Origin of the sequence: Amycolatopsis sp. EV170708-02-1, assembly GCF_022479115.1 — a bacterium.
Taxonomy (GTDB): Bacteria; Actinomycetota; Actinomycetes; order Mycobacteriales; family Pseudonocardiaceae; genus Amycolatopsis.
Genome location: NZ_CP092497.1, coordinates 7,969,986 through 7,984,847, shown reverse-complemented (window position 1 = coordinate 7,984,847; position 14,862 = coordinate 7,969,986). Strand labels below are relative to the sequence as shown.

16 protein-coding genes are annotated in these 14,862 nt (G+C 68.8%); 10 read left to right on the top strand and 6 right to left on the bottom strand.

All coding sequences use genetic code 11. The annotated features are described in order from the left end of the window. Positions 1-63 precede the first annotated feature (63 nt). The gene (locus MJQ72_RS36090) at positions 64-1,590 is read left to right on the top strand and encodes an MFS transporter (protein ID WP_240595518.1); all 1,527 of its coding nucleotides are present in this window, start codon (positions 64-66) and stop codon (positions 1,588-1,590) included. 59 nt (positions 1,591-1,649) lie between these two features. Here the strand turns inward: MJQ72_RS36090 and MJQ72_RS36085 are convergent, their stop codons facing one another. The 3 genes from MJQ72_RS36085 to corA all read right to left on the bottom strand — a co-directional run bounded on the left by MJQ72_RS36085 (position 1,650) and on the right by corA (position 4,405). Beyond that, the gene (locus tag MJQ72_RS36085) at positions 1,650-2,495 is read right to left on the bottom strand and encodes a chromosome partitioning protein ParB (protein ID WP_240595517.1); all 846 of its coding nucleotides are present in this window, start codon (positions 2,493-2,495) and stop codon (positions 1,650-1,652) included. Continuing rightward, positions 2,492-3,139 carry a metallophosphoesterase gene (locus tag MJQ72_RS36080; protein WP_240595516.1) on the bottom strand — a complete coding sequence of 216 codons (648 nt, stop codon included), beginning with the start codon at positions 3,137-3,139 and terminating at the stop codon, positions 2,492-2,494. The genes MJQ72_RS36085 and MJQ72_RS36080 overlap by 4 nt, the downstream gene beginning before the upstream one ends. A gap of 177 nt (positions 3,140-3,316) precedes the next feature. Further along, positions 3,317-4,405, bottom strand: a complete 1,089-nt coding sequence (gene corA / locus MJQ72_RS36075) for a magnesium/cobalt transporter CorA (protein ID WP_240595515.1) — start codon at positions 4,403-4,405, stop codon at positions 3,317-3,319. A 250-nt stretch (positions 4,406-4,655) separates the two neighbouring features. On the opposite strand from corA, the gene MJQ72_RS36070 reads away from it, so the two are divergent. Together MJQ72_RS36070 and MJQ72_RS36065 are read left to right on the top strand one after the other, a co-directional pair. Beyond that, positions 4,656-5,234: a MaoC family dehydratase gene (locus MJQ72_RS36070; RefSeq protein WP_016331476.1), complete on the top strand. Its 579-nt coding sequence runs from the start codon at positions 4,656-4,658 to the stop codon at positions 5,232-5,234. Between the two features lie 33 nt (positions 5,235-5,267). Continuing rightward, on the top strand, positions 5,268-6,371 hold the full coding sequence (locus MJQ72_RS36065; RefSeq protein WP_240595514.1) for a DUF2332 domain-containing protein: 1,104 nt from the start codon (positions 5,268-5,270) through the stop codon (positions 6,369-6,371). 95 nt (positions 6,372-6,466) lie between these two features. Here the strand turns inward: MJQ72_RS36065 and MJQ72_RS36060 are convergent, their stop codons facing one another. After that, positions 6,467-6,880, bottom strand: a complete 414-nt coding sequence (locus MJQ72_RS36060; protein ID WP_240595513.1) for an NUDIX hydrolase — start codon at positions 6,878-6,880, stop codon at positions 6,467-6,469. A gap of 186 nt (positions 6,881-7,066) precedes the next feature. Between MJQ72_RS36060 and MJQ72_RS36055 the strand changes: the two genes are divergently transcribed. The 7 genes from MJQ72_RS36055 to MJQ72_RS36025 all read left to right on the top strand — a co-directional run bounded on the left by MJQ72_RS36055 (position 7,067) and on the right by MJQ72_RS36025 (position 11,729). Then, positions 7,067-7,228 carry a hypothetical protein gene (locus tag MJQ72_RS36055; protein WP_005167589.1) on the top strand — a complete coding sequence of 54 codons (162 nt, stop codon included), beginning with the start codon at positions 7,067-7,069 and terminating at the stop codon, positions 7,226-7,228. A 24-nt stretch (positions 7,229-7,252) separates the two neighbouring features. After that, on the top strand, positions 7,253-7,813 hold the full coding sequence (locus tag MJQ72_RS36050; RefSeq protein WP_016331479.1) for a PH domain-containing protein: 561 nt from the start codon (positions 7,253-7,255) through the stop codon (positions 7,811-7,813). 51 nt (positions 7,814-7,864) lie between these two features. Continuing rightward, positions 7,865-8,728: a PHP domain-containing protein gene (locus MJQ72_RS36045; RefSeq protein ID WP_240595512.1), complete on the top strand. Its 864-nt coding sequence runs from the start codon at positions 7,865-7,867 to the stop codon at positions 8,726-8,728. Beyond that, the gene (locus tag MJQ72_RS36040) at positions 8,725-9,354 is read left to right on the top strand and encodes a MarC family protein (protein WP_016331481.1); all 630 of its coding nucleotides are present in this window, start codon (positions 8,725-8,727) and stop codon (positions 9,352-9,354) included. Before MJQ72_RS36045 ends, MJQ72_RS36040 begins: the two co-directional genes overlap by 4 nt. Before the next feature lie 358 nt (positions 9,355-9,712). Next, on the top strand, positions 9,713-10,573 hold the full coding sequence (locus tag MJQ72_RS36035) for a PD-(D/E)XK nuclease family protein (protein WP_240595511.1): 861 nt from the start codon (positions 9,713-9,715) through the stop codon (positions 10,571-10,573). 34 nt (positions 10,574-10,607) lie between these two features. Further along, positions 10,608-10,946 carry a hypothetical protein gene (locus MJQ72_RS36030; RefSeq protein ID WP_240595510.1) on the top strand — a complete coding sequence of 113 codons (339 nt, stop codon included), beginning with the start codon at positions 10,608-10,610 and terminating at the stop codon, positions 10,944-10,946. Between the two features lie 120 nt (positions 10,947-11,066). Next, entirely contained in the window at positions 11,067-11,729 is a 663-nt protein-coding gene (locus tag MJQ72_RS36025) for a hypothetical protein (protein ID WP_240595509.1), read from the top strand. A 41-nt stretch (positions 11,730-11,770) separates the two neighbouring features. On the opposite strand, the gene MJQ72_RS36020 is transcribed toward MJQ72_RS36025, so the two are convergent. Together MJQ72_RS36020 and MJQ72_RS36015 are read right to left on the bottom strand one after the other, a co-directional pair. Then, on the bottom strand, positions 11,771-13,150 hold the full coding sequence (locus tag MJQ72_RS36020) for a hypothetical protein (protein ID WP_240595508.1): 1,380 nt from the start codon (positions 13,148-13,150) through the stop codon (positions 11,771-11,773). A 35-nt stretch (positions 13,151-13,185) separates the two neighbouring features. Next, positions 13,186-14,781 (bottom strand): DEAD/DEAH box helicase, encoded by a 1,596-nt coding sequence (locus MJQ72_RS36015; protein WP_240595507.1) that lies wholly within the window; start codon positions 14,779-14,781, stop codon positions 13,186-13,188. Positions 14,782-14,862 lie beyond the last annotated feature (81 nt).

The following is a 14,862-nucleotide window of genomic DNA, read 5'->3' as shown; positions in this document are numbered from 1 at the left end:
CGGAAAGGGGAGATACCTACTCCACATAGCTTCTTCGTCACTATCGGTGAGGAAACCGCCCGTATGTCTGACTCATCCACCGCTGTCGTCACGCCGCCGGGGGACGCGGCCGCGCAGCACACCAACCCGCACCACGCCAGGAGATGGCTGATCCTGGTGATGATCGGGCTCGCCCAGCTGATGGTGGTGCTCGACGCCACCGTCGTGAACATCGCGCTCCCGTCGGCGCAGCAGGACCTTCAGTTCTCGAACGACGCCCGCCAATGGGTCGTCACCGCGTACGCGCTCGCGTTCGGCAGCCTGCTCCTGCTGGGCGGGCGGCTCGCGGACCTCTTCGGCCGCAAACGCGCGTTCCTCGTGGGGCTGGCCGGCTTCGCCATCGTGTCCGCGATCGGTGGCGCCGCCACCAGCATCGAAATGCTGCTCGTCGCCCGCGCCGCGCAGGGTGTCTTCGGCGCGCTTCTCGCCCCGGCGGCCCTCTCGCTGCTGACCACGACCTTCACCGACCCGAAGGAACGCGGCAAGGCGTTCGGCGTGTTCGGCGCCATCGGTGGTGGCGGCGCGGCGATCGGCCTGCTGCTTGGAGGCGTGCTGACCGAGTACCTCGACTGGCGCTGGTCGATGTACGTCAACATCATCTTCGCGGTGATCGCGTTCGCCGGTTCGGCCGTGCTGCTGAAGAACTCCGAGACCGACGGCCCGCGCCCGAAGCTCGACATCCCGGGCACGATCACCGCGTCGGCCGGTCTCTTCGCGCTCGTCTACGGCTTCGCGAACGCCGAGCGTGACTCATGGTCCTCGATCTCGGTGTGGGGTTTCCTCACCGTCGGTGTGGTGCTCCTCGCCGCGTTCGTGGTGATCCAGCAGCGGGTCTCGCATCCGCTGCTGCCGCTGCGGGTGCTGCTCGACCGCGACCGGGGCGGCTCCTACCTCGCGATGTTCCTGCTCGCGATCGGGATGTTCTCGATTTTCCTGTTCCTCACCTTCTACATCCAGCTGAATCTCCAGTTCACGCCCGTGCAGAGCGGTGTCGCGTTCCTGCCGATGGTGGCCACCCTGATGGCCAGCGCGACCTCGGCCACGGCCGTGCTGCTGCCCAAGTTCGGTGCGAAACCGTTGGTGTCACTGGGAATGCTGATCGCGGGTGCGGGGCTGTTCTGGCTCTCGGCCATCGACACCACCAGTACCTACGCGGGTGGGGTGCTGTTCCCGCTGATGGTCATGGGCGTCGGCATCGGCCTCGCCATGGCGCCCGCGATGAGCGTCGCGACCTTCGGCGTCGACACGCACGACGCGGGTGTCGCGTCGGCCGCGGTCAACACCGCGCAGCAGGTCGGCGGTTCGATCGGGACCGCGCTGCTGAGCACGCTTGCCGGTAACGCGGCGACGTCGTTCACGGCCGGGAAGGTGCCTTCGGCGCAACTCGCGGCCGAAGCCGCCGTCCACAGTTACACGACCGCTTTCGTGTGGGGCGGGTGGATCTTCGTCATCGGTGCGGTGATCTGCGGGCTGCTTCTGCGGTCCGGTGCTCCGGCGAAGGCTCCCGAAGGCGCTTCTTCGGATGCCGCACCGGTCGCCGTGCACATGTAGCCAAGTACATGAAGGCCCCCTTCCTTGCGTCTAGGTACAGGAAGGGGGCCTTCCTGTACCTAGGTGGGCCGCGACTGCGACCGCACCGCTTCGAAGACCTCGTCGTCCCATCGGTGCGTCCGGATCAGCCGGTACCGTTCGCAAGCCACCCACAGATACGCCTCGGCGTCGGTCCGCGCGCCGATCAGGTCGGCCTGCCGCAGCATCGCCACCACCGGCACGAACTCCTCGTCGAACCATCGCTGCGCGAGCGTCGCTCGGTCCGAGTACGTCCCTTCGTCCTGCATGAGCCGGAAACCCCAGGCCTCCACGTGCTCGCCGAGCCGCGCGTAGTCCCACGGATCGGTGAACACCACCGAAGCCCGCGCGTGCCCCGAAAGCGGGACGCGTTCCAGGAACAGCCGCCGGTAGTCCTTGACGATCAGGTCGCCGCGGTACCGGATCCCGCTCGGGTCCAGTTTGGTCCGCACCTCGGTGACCATCGCCTCTATTGTGGACAGTCGCATCGCGTGCGCCACGGAGACGCGATGGTGCCCGTCGATGATGAAATGCAGTTCGCCGACGCGGTACACCTCGATCGGCGGGATCGCTTCGCCGCGCCGGGTGGCGAGCGCCAGCCGTTCCCAGCGTTCGCGCACCCGCCCGGACGTCGGGCGGAAGCGACGGTCGAAGTCGCGGCCGCGGTCGACGCTGCCGACGATCGAGTCGAGCCGGATCACCCGTGCCCCGATCTTCCGCTCGCCGAGATAGCCGAGCGCGTCGACCACCTCGTGGAACGGCAGCATGATGTTCACGTCGTCCGGCTCGCGGCGCAGCCAGTTCGCCAGCCGTGACAACACCTGGCGTCGTCGCGCGCGGAGGAAGTCGTGTTCCGCGTCCGCACGGGGAAATCCGGTGTCCTTCATACGAACTCCATGATCCGGTGCCCGACCACGTTGCGTACCGTGGTCCCGCCGACCACCCGGTCCGGCACGGGTTCACCGTGCGGGTGGATATGCCCGTGCAGCAACCACTTCGGCCGCAGCGACTCGATCGTGCGATGCAGACAGTCGAACCCGCGGTGCGGCGGATCCTCGCGGTCGCCGCAGTGCCGCGGCGGCGCGTGCGTGAGCAGGACATCGACGTCCCGCCCGTCCCGCCAGCGACGGAACCGGGCCCGGCGCACCAGCCTCCGGGCACGCCGCGCCTGCTGGCGTTGCGTCCACTGGTTGGGGCCGTCGTTGTAGCGGACCGAGCCGCCGAGCCCGGCGAACCGGAGCCCGCCGACGTCGACGATCCGGACGTCCGCGTTAACCCCGCCCGCCGGCCCCGGCCACGCCGTGGGGAAACCGTCCTTCATGGACAGTCCGCCGTAGCGCGTGTAGCCGGACAGGTCGGGGTCGTGGTTGCCGGGCACGAACACGCACGGCACGTCGAGCGCGCTCGCCAGGAACTCGAGATAGTCGTACGGCAGGTCGCCTGCGCCGATCACGAGGTCGGCCGGGTGGTTGCGGACGGCGGACGTCCACAGCCGCTCTTCGACCTCGTCCGCGACCACCAGCGCTTTCATGCGCTCCAGGGTAAGCCCGGAGGCGTTACTTGGTGCCGTGCGCGAAGGCGGGGTCCTTGGCGATGATCGCGATCACGATGCCCAGCCAGACGAGGCAGAAGGCCAGCGCCCAGAACTTGAGGTTGGTCAGGATCCTTGGCATGGGGAACTCCAGGTACTACCGAAAGCGGGAAGAGGTCAGAGCCAGCGGTTCTTCCTGAATATTCGGTAGAGCAGGATGCAGACGCCGAAGATGACCGTCATCGCCACGGGGTAGCCGAACCGCCAATGCAGCTCCGGCATGTAGTCGAAGTTCATCCCGTAGATGCCGGCGAGCGCCGTCGGGACCGCGATGATCGCCGCCCACGCGGTGATCTTGCGCATGTCGGTGTTCTGCTGGAGCGTGATCTTCGCCAGTGTGGCGTCGACCAAGGTGGTCAGCAGCTCGTCGAAGTTCGAGACGCGCTCCGAAACGGTCGTCAAGTGGTCGGAGACGTCGCGGAAGTAGGAACGGACCTCGTCCGGGATCAGCCGCGTGTAGCCCTCGGCGAGCCGCTGCAGCGGGGTGCCGAGCGGCATGACCGCGCGGCGCAGTTCCAGCACCTCGCGCTTCATGAAGTAGATCTGCTCGGCGCTCACCTTGGAGCGCGGCGCGAAGACGTGCGTCTCCATCTCGTCGATGTCCGACTCGATCGCGGTGGTGACGTCGAGGTAGTGGTCGACGACGTGGTCCGCGATCGCGTGCAGCACCGCGGACGGCCCGAGGTCGAGCCGCTCCGGATCCTGGTCGAGCTCGCGGCGCAGCCTGGCGAGCCCCGAGTGGTTCCCGTGCCGCACGGTGATCACGAAGTCGCGGCCGAGGAAGGCCATCAGCTCGCCGGTCTCGACGATCTCGTTCGCCGTCGCGGGCGACTCGTGCTCGACGTACCGGACGGTCTTCAGCACCATGAACAGCGTGTCGTCGTAGCGCTCCAGCTTGGGCCGCTGGTGTGCTTCGAGCGCGTCTTCGACGGCCAGCTCGTGCAGGCCGAAGGTGTCCGCGATGCCCTGGATCTGGACCGCGTCGGGCTCGTGCAGGCCGATCCAGACGAACCCGGCGTGCCGTTTGCGCACCTCTTTGATGGCCTCGGCGTGCGTCCAGCGGCCGGGCAGGCGCTTTCCGTCCACGTACACCGCGCAATCGACGACGTACGCCGAAAGGGGGACGGGCAGCGGGCGTTCGGGGACGCTCTTGGCGCGGCCGTTGCTCCGGCCGCGAAGGCCGCCGAGCGAGGGAATGGCAGGCATGGGATCTCCTGGGCAGACGTCGTGCGTTGGTGCGCGAAGACGACGGGCCAAGCGGTCGGGGGGCCGCTCGGCTAGGCCAGCGTTCCCGGTTTCGTCAGCCCTGCCAGGTGGGGATCCGGCGAGATGTGAAGGCGGAAACGCTGCGACTACTAGGAAGCGGACTATCGCCACTGGACATCGGGTTCCTCACCTCCTTCGGCTCGGCGGACGGTTACGCAGTGGTGCGGGTCGCGTTGACGACCTGACACCAATGGTCGAGGGTACTCCTCAACACGAAGGCCTGTCGTTCCAGGCTCACGCCGCGTTACTCGTGCAGGAGGAATGGGTGCAGTTCGGTCGCTATTACGAAGAGTTCGAGGTCGGTGCGGTCTACAAGCACTGGCCGGGCAAAACGGTCACCGAGTACGACGACCACCTGTTCTGCCTCATCACCATGAACCACCATCCGCTGCACCTCGACGCGCACTACGCCGAGGAGACCACCGACTTCGGCAAGAACGTCGTGGTCGGCAACTACATCTACTCGCTGCTGCTGGGGATGTCGGTGCCGGACGTGTCCGGCAAGGCGATCGCCAACCTCGAGGTCGAATCGCTGAAACACGTGAAGCCGACCTTCCACGGTGACACCATCTACGGCGAGACCGAGGTGCTGGACAAGACGCCGTCGAAGTCGAAGGACGACCGGGGCGTCGTCTACGTCGAGACCCGTGGCTACAAGCAGGACGGCACGATCGTCTGTGTGTTCCGTCGCAAGGTCATGGTGCCGAAGCGGTCTTACGGTGACACCAGGGGCGGTGAACAGCCCGGCCGTCCCGTGCCGCACGAATGACGGGTGTCACGAACGGATTGAGGGAGCGCGTCGATGCCCATCGGGCTGGATGAGATCAAAAGCCGCCTGCGGAAGTTCGCGACGGTCGAGGCGGCGGGCGTTTCGCCGCTGTACGAGCACCTGGCGGCGAAGGCGGCCGAGGACGACGACGTCGCCGGGCTGCTGACCGGCGCCCGCGGCGGTGAAGCACGCGGAACGCTGCTCCTGGCGACCGCGCACCGCCTCATCCAGGCCGATCCCATCCACCCGCTCTCGCGGTACTACCCCTCCGTCGGCGGTTTCGACGGCGTGGACTCGGAGACGTGGCCCTTGTTCCGCTCGTTCCTGCTGGAACGGGCGGACAAGGCGCGCGCGATCATCTCCTCGCGGTACACACAGACCAACGAGGTCCGCCGTGCCGCGCTGCTCTACCCGGCGATGACGACAGCGGCGAAGGAGGCCGGCGGCAAGATCGCGTTGCTCGAAGTCGGCTGCAGCGCGGGGCTGCTCCTCGGCCTGGACAAGTACGCCTACCGCTACCAGTGCGACGGCGGCGAGCAGCTCACCGCCGGGCCCGCGAAGACCGCGGTCGGCCTGCACTGCGCCCTGGACCTCGCGCCCGGCGCCGTCACGCCGAAGGTGCCGAAGAAGCTGACGATCACCGCCCGCGCCGGCCTCGACCGCGCCCCGGTGGACCTGGCCGACGAAGACGAACTGGCCTGGCTCGAAGCCTGCGTCTGGGCCGACCAGCCGGACCGGATCCGGCTCCTGCGCACGGCCGCGGCGGCACAGGGCAAGCAGCGGCCGGAGCTGATCGCCGGCGACGCCGTCGACGATCTCGCCTCGGCGGCCGCCACGCTGCCCGCCGACGTCCCGCTCGTGGTGCTGACCAGCCACGTGCTGGCGTACCTGGGGGAGCGGCGGGCCGACTTCCTCGAGGCGCTCCGCAAGCTCGCCGCGGACCGGCCGCTGTGGTGGGTCAGCGAGGAGTTCTACGCCGCCGCGCTGGAGCCGCTGGCGCCCGGCAGGACCGACCTGGCCGAACCGGTGGACCAGGCCGTGCTCGGGCTCGTCCGCTGGGATTCCGGCGTCCCGGACGTGCGGGCGCTGGCCAGAACGGCTCCGCACGGACAGCGGATGACCTGGCTGCCGGTTTAGCGTTTCCGCTCTTCGGAGATGACGGGAAAGCATCGGCGAGGATAATTTTCACCTCTCGCGCGGCTTTATCCCCGTGTCTTTCGCGAGCGGGCGGGCTACCCGGTCGGCAGCACTCCCCAGTCGCGGAGAGTGACGAACAGGAGTTCGGCCAAGCGGCCGCCTTTGTCGAGTTCGATCAAGGTTTCGGCGTCGATCCACCGGGCGTCGTCGGCGTCGTCCCCGGCACGGAGAGTGCCGCCGGTGACTCTGCAGGCGTAGTCGTGGATGTCGTACGAGCCGCGGCGGACGCTGCCGACATGTGTGCCCGGTATCACGTCCAGCCCGGTCTCTTCGCACATCTCGCGAATGACGGCCGCTTCGTCCGTTTCGCCTGGTTCGACGCGCCCGCCGGGGACCGACCACAGTCCACGTCCGGGTTCATTCGCGCGCCGGATCAGCAGAATCCGGCCGAGCTCGTCGTGGACGATGCCGCCGACACAGCGGACGGTGCTGTCCGAAACGGTGTTCATTCCCGAATGGTAGACGCGGGCTTCCTGACAATGGCTGTCCTGTACACGGAGAGTAGCCGTGCGGTACACTTCCCCTTGCCGGCTGACCCAAGCGCGGGACTTCTCTCCCGCGCCGGTGGAAGGTGCGGTACAAAATGAATGGTCAGTATCCGCAGTCAGTCACCGTAAGAGACAGGATTGATCGCTGTGAACGCGAAAAAGCTCCTCACTTTCGCAGGAATCGCGTTGGTGCTGTTCTTCGTGATCGCGCAGCCAGGTCAGGCCGCGGGCCTCGTGGGAAACATCATCGGCTTCCTGCGTGACTCGGCCGAATCGGTGATCACCTTCGTCAGCAACGTCTTCAGCTAGCGGGGGAGCGGATACTCTATCGGTATGTTCGCCCCACGCGATCCAGACGAGTATCTCCTCGACACCGAGCGGCGGGTCATCAGGATCCGCCGTCACTGGGCGGTGCTCCTGTGGGACACCTTCGAGGCGGTGGCCTTGCTGGCCATCTGCGTCCTCGTGTCCTACCTGCTGCCGCCCGCCGCGTGGGTCATCCAGAACATTCTCTGGTATGCCGCGTTGCTCGTCATCCTGCGCTTCGCGTACGTGGTGATGGAGTGGTGGGTCGAGCGATTGGTCGTCACGGACAAACGCTTCGTGATGACGACCGGCGTCTACACCACCAAGGTGCTGATGATGCCGATCACCAAGGTCACCGACCTCACCTACGAACGTTCGGCGTGGGGCCGGATGATGGGGTACGGGACGATGGTGGTCGAGTCCGCCGGTCAGATCCAGGCGCTGAACCGCATCGACTACCTGCCGAAGCCGGAAGAGTTCTACGACACGATTTCCGAGCTCGTCTTCGGCGACAAACAGAAGCAGGCCGAGCGCTTTTCGATGATCAAGGCGCAGCGTGCGGCCCGCGGCAAGAAGAAGGTCGGTTAGCGCAGGTCCCGGGGTCGCTGTGACCTGGAGCATCGTCGATACTGAGCGGCGATGCGCATCGACCTGCACGCCCACTCCACCGCCTCCGACGGCACCGACAGCCCTGCCGGGCTGGTCGCCGCCGCCGCGAAGGCGGGCCTCGACGTCGTCGCGATCACCGATCACGACACCACGGCCGGCTGGGCCCCGGCCGCCGAGGCACTTCCGGCCGGGCTCACCCTGGTGCCCGGCGCCGAGCTGTCCACGATCTCCGTCGACCCGGTGACCGGGCGGCACATCAGCGTCCACCTGCTCGCGTACCTCTTCGACCCGGAGTCGGCGGCGGTCGTCGCCGAGCAGACCCGGCTGCGGTCGGAGCGGCGCTGGCGGCTGCGGGTGATGGCCGAGCGGATGGCCGCCGACGGTCTCCCCGTGGATCCCGACGAGGTCATGTCGCTGCTGCCCGAGGACGGTTCCGCCGGACGGCCGCATCTCGCGCAGGCTTTGGTGCGTGCCGGTGTCGTCTCGTCGGTGAACGAGGCGTTCGCGAGCTATCTCGGCAACGGCAGCGGCTACTTCGTGGCGCGGCAGGACACGCTCGTGGAGGACGCGATCGACATGATCGCGGCGGCGGGCGGGGTCACCGTCATCGCGCATCCCTTCGCTTACACACGCGGGGCGACCATCACCGTGGACGTGCTCGCCGGACTGGCCGAGCACGGGCTCACCGGTGTCGAGGTCGACCACCCGAACCACGACGAGGAGACCCGCGTCCGGCTGCACGGCCTGGCGGGGGAGCTGGGGCTGGTGCGCACCGGGTCGAGCGACTACCACGGCACGAACAAGACCATCGACCTCGGCGACGAGACCACCGATCCGCTCGCGCTCGAAGAACTCGTCGCGCGTTCCACCGGCTATCAGGTCGTGACCCGGTGACGATCACGGACTTCTTCGACGCGCGCCTGTTCATGAGCGCGACGATCACGCTGATCGTCATCATGGACCCGCCCGGCACGGTGCCGGTGTTCCTGAGCCTGACCGGCCGCAAGTCGGTGGCGTTCCGCGCCAAGGCCGCGCGGCAGGCGGTGCTGGTGTCCCTGCTGGTGATCTCGCTGTTCGCCGTCGCGGGACAGGCGATCCTGTCGTACCTCGGCATCGGGATCCCGGCGTTGCAGGGCGCGGGCGGGCTGTTGCTGCTGCTCATCGCGCTGCAGCTGCTGACCGGCAAGACCGGCGGCGAGGCCGAGGCGGCCGGTGACGACGTCAACGTCGCCCTCGTGCCGCTCGGGACGCCGCTGCTCGCCGGCCCGGGCGCGATCGCCGCGACCATCGTCTTCGTGCGGCAGGCCGATGGGCACGTCGGCGCGTACGTGGCTCTCGCGCTTTCGATCGTGACGGTGCACTTCGTGCTGTACCTGTGCATGCGGTACTCGGGTGTGGTCATCCGGCTGATCAAGGAAAGCGGGATCACCCTGCTGGCGAAGATCGCCGGTCTGCTGCTGGCCGCGATCGCGGTCGAGCTGGTGGCGAACTCGGTGAAGGGCTTCATCTCGGGCACGTGACCGGGCTGCGGTGGGCTGAAGGGGACTTTCCCCGCATGTCATGCGGCGAAAGCTCCCTTCGCCGCGTCGGATGCGGTGATGGGCCCTTTCAGCCCATGGCCTCGGTTTGTGGAGCCAGGTGGTAGCAAAGGTCCCTTGCTGTCTTCTGGCTTCGCAGGCGTGCCGTGAGGGCCTCCTTCACTACCTTGAGGGTAGGGAAGGAGGCCCTCACGGACTCTGGGTCCCTCAAGGCGACCTTCACGGACCGCCACGCTCGCCTGAGGCCCGAGGTGGTAGCAAAGGTCCCTTGCTCCCTTCGGCGGGGATCCCCTCGAAAAGTGTCGGTGGGGGTGCGTAGCGTTGCGGGCGGGGTGATCCGATGGAGCAGATTGGTTTCGACTTCGGCGTCGAAGCGCCGCGCAAGCTGACGAAGGTCTCGCCCGCGCGCCTCGCGACGTTCGAAGATTGCCCGCGCCGCTACCGCATGTCGTATCTGGACCGTCCGTCCCCGGCACGCACCGGCGCGTGGGCGCACAGCACGCTGGGTGCGGTGGTGCACAACGCTTTGCGGGCGTTGTTCGACCTCCCGGTGGTCAAACGCGTGCCACAGCGGGCGATGGCGCTCGTCGCCGAACACTGGAAGGACGCCGGGTTCGAAGACGCCGACCAGGCCGCCCGGTACCGCGCCAGGGCCAAGGGCTGGGTCGCGGAGTACGTCGAGCACAACGACGTCACCGTCGATCCGGTCGGGCTGGAGCGCTGGGTTTCGGCGCCGGTCACGCTCGAGCCGGGCAGCGGGCCCAGCCTCATCATCGAGGGCCGCGCCGACCGGATCGACCAGCGCGGCCGGGAATTGGTGATCATCGACTACAAGACCGGCCGCCGTGAACCGGACGAGTACGAGGCGCGCTCGTCGCAGGCCTTGGCGCTGTACGCGGTCGCGGCCGCCAGGACACTGCGGACGCCGTGCTACCAGGTCGAGCTGCACCACGTCCCCACCGGGACCGTCGCGGCCGCCGAGCACACCGAGCAGAGCCTCGAACGGCATCTCCAACGCGCCGACGAGACCGCCGGAGATCTGCGGCTGGCAACGGATACCCTGGACGCCGGCGGCGACGAGGACGTCCTGTTCCCGGCGCGCCCGGGCCGCCGCTGCTCATGGTGCGACTTCCGGCCCAGCTGCGCGGCGGGCCAGGAGGCCGGGCCCGCGGCTCAGCCGTGGGAGCTGCTGGCGCCCTAGATTCCCGAGACACGACGATTGGACAGGCGAGGACGTGTCGTCACCGGACACCGAAGAGCTCGCGACCATCCCGCCGCCCGCGAACGAGCCCGAGACGCCCGGAAGCGGCCGGTTCTGGCGAGGGCTGACCGGATCGCTCGCCGCCGGGATGGTCGTGCTCGCGGTGTGCGTCCTCGCGATCGCCGGGATCTGCCTGCTCACCGGTGCGCCAGGGCCAGGGGCGCTGATGCTGATCGGTCATCCAGTCGCGGCGGTCGCCGCCTTGCTGGCACAACGGGTCGCTGACACGCGTAATGGCCGCGTCGCGGGCTTCGCGGGTCTCGGTGTCGTGGTGAGCGTGACGGCCGCGCTGAGCCTGTTCTGGTGGAGCTGAACACGGCAGGAAAGTGCCAGTTTGGGCGAAAACCCCTTCCACCCCTGCGAAACTGTGGCTCACTGGGCAGGTCGTAGATGAACACGCTGCCCCGCAGCGAGGACGAAGGGCACCGTTGAAATGACCTACCCACCCCAGCCAGGACAGCCCGACCACGGCCAAGGCGGGCAGCAGTACCCGGGACAGCAGCCGGGCCAGCCGTACCCAGGGCAACAGCAGTACCCGGGCCAGCCGCAATACCAGCAGGGCGGTTACGACCAGAGCGGCGCGTACCCGCAGCAGCAATACCCCGGCTACGGCCAGCAGCAGTACGGACAGGGCTTCGGCGGGCCGCCCGCGCCTCCGAAGAACACCAAGACCGGCCTGATCGTGGGCATCGCCGCCGCGGCCGTCGTGGTGGTCACGTTGGGTATCACCGGGTTCGTCGCTCCCGGGTTCTTCCTCGGCGACGACAAGGCCACCGAAAAGGCGTCCGGCCCCGAGGGGACCGCGCAGGCGATCATCGACGGCATCAACGCCCACGATCAGAGCGCGCTGACGGCGCTCAAGTGCGGCACCGCGGAAAAGGACATCGACCAGGTCATCGAGCGAGTCAGCGAAGCGTCGGACGCCTCGCTCGGCGCGGTCACGAAGGTCTCCGAAACCAAGTACACGGTGGCCGTCACGCTGAGCATCGCCGGCCGACCGGGCACCGCCACCGGCACGCTCGCCAACGAAGGCGGCAAGTGGTGCTGGAAGGAAGTCAGCAGGCTGCGGACCAGCAGGACTTCGACGACGCGATGACGGCGAGCCGGTAGCAAGGGACCTTTGCTACCGCGCGCCGGTCACTTGAGGGCGACCAGGGTGGCGCCGCGTTGTTCCAGCAGCACCGGCCCGACCGACGAGAGCTGCACCGGCCCGGCGTAGCCGCGCCTGTCGACGCCGACGGTGCGGATGGTGGCGCCGGTCGTCTCGTCGAGCACGGCCAGCCCGCCCTGGATGGGCACGACCAGCTGTTCCCCGAAGGTCACGCCCGGGCCGGTCGAGTTGTTCAGCGTCCAGCGCGGGGTGAGGTCGTCCCGAGAGAACGCCATGGTCTTCGAGCCGGTGAACCAGTAGACGCCCTGCGCGGTCCACGAGGTCGTCATGACACCGCCCACCGGATCCTGCGTGATCTCCGCTTCGGGCAGGTCGAGCGGGTACGCCGATTTCTGCAGGCCGTCGCCGCCGTAGATGACCAGCAGTTTCTGTTCGGGCAGCACGATCAGCGCGAGATCGCCGGACATCGCGACGACCTTCGCGTTCTTGCCGGCGAGCACGGTGCTGTAGTCGACCTTCGGGTCGTCGGCCTCGTCGTTGGTCGCGCGGTAGACGGTGAAGCGGTCGGCCGGGTCGCCGGGGCAACGCTCGATCACGCCGATCTTGCCCGCCGCGGCGGCCACCGTGCCGTAGGTGCAGCCCGTCCTCGGCTGCTTGTTCGGGTTCACGATGGCGGGGACCTGGCCGTATTCCATGCTCTTGACCAGGTCGTCGCGCCAGGTGTTCAGCAGTTTCTTGCCGGTCGTGGTGACGTGCGATCCGTCGACGACCAGCCTCGTCCCGAGTTCGGCGTCGCCGTTGCGTTGCGCGGTGCGGCGCCCGGTGCCCGCGTCGAGCTGGGTGACCTCGCTGCAGCCGGTGTCCTTGCGGTACACCGCGTCCACCTTGATCCCGGCGAGCGCGACGGTGCACAGTTCGAGATCGCGCGAGTAGCGCCAGCGGACTTCGCCGGTGTACGGATCCCGGCCGAGTACTTCGCCCTTGTCGGCGGTGACGACGCTGTTGGCCTCGCCGATCGGGACGGGGGTCGACGAGCTCGGCGCCTGCCACAGCTCGCTCAACGAGCCGGGGACCTGCGCCGGCGCCGGCGGGAGCCCGGGCGGCAGGGTGGTGGCGACCTGCGCGACCGTCGCCGCGTTGTCGCTGTTCACGCCGATGATCACACCGGTGACCGCGACGACCACCACGATCGCCGCGGCGATCACGCGATCCCGTTTGCGGTTCCAGGGCGAGGGCCTGGCGCGTTTCCCGCCCAGCGGCGGCTCGGTGGCCACCGGCTGAGCGGGGTCGGCGTCCAGCACGTCTTCCGTGCCGATCGTGTTTTCAGCCGTTTCGGGCTGCTCGGGATCGGCGGGCACGGGCCGCGCCGGTTCGTTGTCCGGCGCGGCGTCCCAGCGTTCGCTCACGTGCCCCTAGCTCCCCACGTCCGCGGTCTGAAAGCTCAGTCTGCCGACGCAGGTGTATCAGAAGTCGCCGACGGACGGCGACGGCGGCGTCGGCGAGCCGGACGCTCGGCGCTGTCGCCCGCCTCCTTCTCGACCGCCGGGCCGCTGACCTCGGGGCTCGGCTTCGCGGCACCACGGCTGCGGCGACGGGTCCGCGTGCGGCCCTCCGACGCGGCCTCGCTCTGGCTTTCGGCGCTGTCCGCGGAAGCGCTCGCCGCGGCGTCGGCGGCCTCGATCTTGGCGGCCGCGTTCGCCCCGCCGCGGGTCCGCTTGCGCGGCGCGCGGTTGCGCTTACGGGGGGCTTCTTCTTCCTTCGGGCCCTGGCCACGGCCACGGCGCTTGCCGCCAAGGTCCTCTTCGACCTCGGCCGAAAGACCGGCGCGGGTCCGCTTCGACAGCGGCAGGCGCCCGGTGGTGCCCTCGGGGATGCCGAGGTCGCTGAACAGGTGCTTCGACGACGAGTACGTCTCGACCGGCTCGGGCTTGTCGAGGCCCAGGGTGTCGGAGATCAGCTTCCAGCGCGGCTCCTCGTCCCAGTCGACGAGGGTGATCGCGACGCCGGTGCGCCCTGCGCGGCCGGTGCGGCCGATGCGGTGGACGTAGGTCTTCTCGTCCTCCGGCGTCTGGTAGTTGATCACGTGCGTGACGTCGTCGATGTCGATACCGCGGGCGGCGACATCGGTGGCGACCAGCACGTCGACCTTGCCGGAGCGGAACGCGCGCAGCGCCTGCTCACGGGCGCCCTGGCCCAGGTCACCGTGCACGGCGGCGGCCGCGAAGCCGCGCTCGACCAGATCGTCGGCGACCTTCTGCGCGGTGCGCTTGGTGCGGGTGAAGATCATCGTCAGGCCACGGCCCTCGGCCTGCAGCGCGCGGGCGATCAGTTCGGGCTTGTCCATCGAGTGCGCCCGGTAGACGAACTGGGTGGTGCGCTCGTGGATGGCGCCGGCGTCGTTCTCCTCGGCGCGGATGTGCGTCGGCTGGTTCAGGAACGTGCGGGCCAGCGTGATGATCGGCCCCGGCATGGTCGCCGAGAACAGCATCGTCTGGCGCGCGTCCGGGACCATCCGCAGGATGCGCTCGATGTCGGGCAGGAAGCCCAGGTCGAGCATTTCGTCGGCCTCGTCCAGCACCAGGCCGCGGATCTTGCCGAGCACCAGGTGCTGCTGCTCGGCCAGGTCCAGCAGGCGGCCGGGCGTGCCGATGACGACGTCGACGCCCTTGCGGAGCGCCTCGATCTGCGGCTCGTACGGGCGGCCGCCGTAGATGGCCAGCGTGCGGATGCCGAGGTGCTTGCCCGCGCCCTTGAGGTCGTTCGCGACCTGGATGCACAGCTCACGGGTCGGGACGACGACCAGCACCTGCGGGGTGCCGTCGCCGGGGACCTCGACGCGGTGCAGCAGCGGGACGCCGAAGCCCAGCGTCTTGCCCATACCGGTGCGGGCCTGGCCGATCAGGTCGTCGCCGGCCATGGCCAGCGGCAGCGTCAGCGCCTGGATGGCGAAGGTGCGCTCGATCCCGGCCTCGCCGAGGGCCTTCACGATCTCCGGCTTGACGCCGAAGGAGGCGAAGGTGGGGGATTCGGGTTCCACCGGTGCGCCCGCCTGCAGCGGGTGTGAGGTGTCCAGCGCGGCCGGGCCTGTCTCGCTGTGCTCCAGCGCGACGGCCTCCGG